General features: G+C 76.2%; 1 protein-coding gene and 1 pseudogene. One reads left to right on the forward strand and one right to left on the reverse strand.

What is annotated here, in order from left to right:
• Nucleotides 1–607: pseudogene (locus E2E34_RS35800) on the forward strand (hypothetical protein); the annotation flags it as partial.
• A gap of 212 nt (nt 608–819) precedes the next feature.
• Here the strand turns inward: E2E34_RS35800 and E2E34_RS34145 are convergent.
• Nucleotides 820–1,633, reverse strand: an 814-nt coding sequence (locus E2E34_RS34145) for a L,D-transpeptidase family protein (RefSeq protein ID WP_138905694.1), incomplete at its 5' end; no start/stop codon positions are given.

Genomic DNA, 1,633 nt, shown 5'->3' on the forward strand with positions numbered 1-1,633 from the left:
GGACGGCACCTCCCCCGGCACCCCCGGCACGCCCGGCGACGGGAACGGCGGCCAGGACGGCGACACCGGCGGTACGCACACGCCCTCGGCCGGGCCGGACGGCGTCACGCCCCCCGCGTTCCCGGACTGGGCCGGCGACGGCAGACCCGGCACGGGCGACGGCTCCGGGGACGCCCCGGGCTCCGGCGACTGGTACCGCGCGACGGTCGAGGCATGCCGGGACCACCGCTCCGGCAGCCTCGCCCCCCACCACGAACGACGCCTGGAGGAGGCCGCCAAGGGAGCCGACCGGGTGGAGCGCTTCTGCGACCGCCTGCTGGACGCCTCCCGGGACGAGGACGGCGGCGGCACCGGCTCGGGCGACGGCGGCAGGAACAGCGGCGGCCACAACGGCGGTCGCGACGGCCACGACCGCGACGACGACCGCGACGACCGGTACGACGGCGGCGGCGAGGACGGCCGCGGCGGCGACGGCAGGACGACCGACGGCCGGCGGATCTCCCCGGACGGGGCGCAGGGCCGCCTGCCCGCCGTCCCGTACTCGGGGCTGCCCGCCGCGACCGCCGGGTCCGACGCCCCTGCCGAGACCCTGACGTACCCGAGCTGAACCGCTCTGACCTGCAATTTCTTCGTGTCGCTCGCGCAGGTGTGACGTTTTTGAGGCGCGTGACGCAGTAGAGAGTGAGCCGACTGGTCATCGGCCGCGCGACGAGCCGGGGTTCCCCCCGTACCTTCGGCTCCGCGCACAGGCGCGGGCGGGACACGTTCCCCCGGTCCCGCCCGCGCCACATTCTTCTCCCTCGTCGTCCACCGGCGGGGCTACCGGTGGACGACGACCTTGTCGCCGTCGCGCACCTGAGCGAACACGCTCGCGATCTTCCCCTCGTCCCGGACGTTGACGCACCCGTGGGACGCGCCGCCGTAGCCGCGCGCCGCGAAGTCCGACGAGTAGTGGACGGCCTGCCCGCCGCTGAAGAACAGGGCGTACGGCATGGGGCTGTCGTACAGCGTCGAGACGTGGTGCCGCGACTTCCAGTACACGCTGAACGTCCCCTCGCGCGTGGGCGTGTACTGCGAACCGAACCGCACGTCCATCGCCGAGAGCACCCGGCCGTCGATCATCCAGGACAGTGTGCGGCTGGTCTTGCTGATGCACAGGACCCGGCCCGTCATGCAGCGCGGGTCCGGTGCGGCGACCGGTGCGGCGGTCGGCGGGCGCAGCTCCGCGCCGGTCGGCTCCCGCGTCATGCCGAGGAGCCTGCCCCAGGTGACGGTGTCGGCCGTGCCGGTACGGGGCAGGGCGCGCCGGCCCTGGAACGACGCCACGGCGGCGGCGGTGACGGAGCCGTAGTGGCCGGTGGGCGTCCGGCCGAAGTGGCCGATCTGGCGCAGCCGCGCCTGGAGTTCACGCACCTGGGCGCCTTCGGAGCCGCTCGCCATCAGCACCCTGGGCGCGGGAGGCGCGGGCTTCGGCGGCGTGGGGACCGCGGGTGGGCGCGAGGCCGTGGACCCGGCGGGCGCGGTCGTCGCGCCGCTCGGCGCCGGGGGAGTCCACGCGGGGCCGTGCGCCGGAGCCGCCGTCGCCGGCCGGGGCCCGCCCGCCCCCGTTTCCGTCGCCCGCGCCTTGCACCCC

The organism is Streptomyces albidochromogenes (assembly GCF_005981925.1).
Classification (GTDB): domain Bacteria; phylum Actinomycetota; class Actinomycetes; order Streptomycetales; family Streptomycetaceae; genus Streptomyces; species Streptomyces albidochromogenes.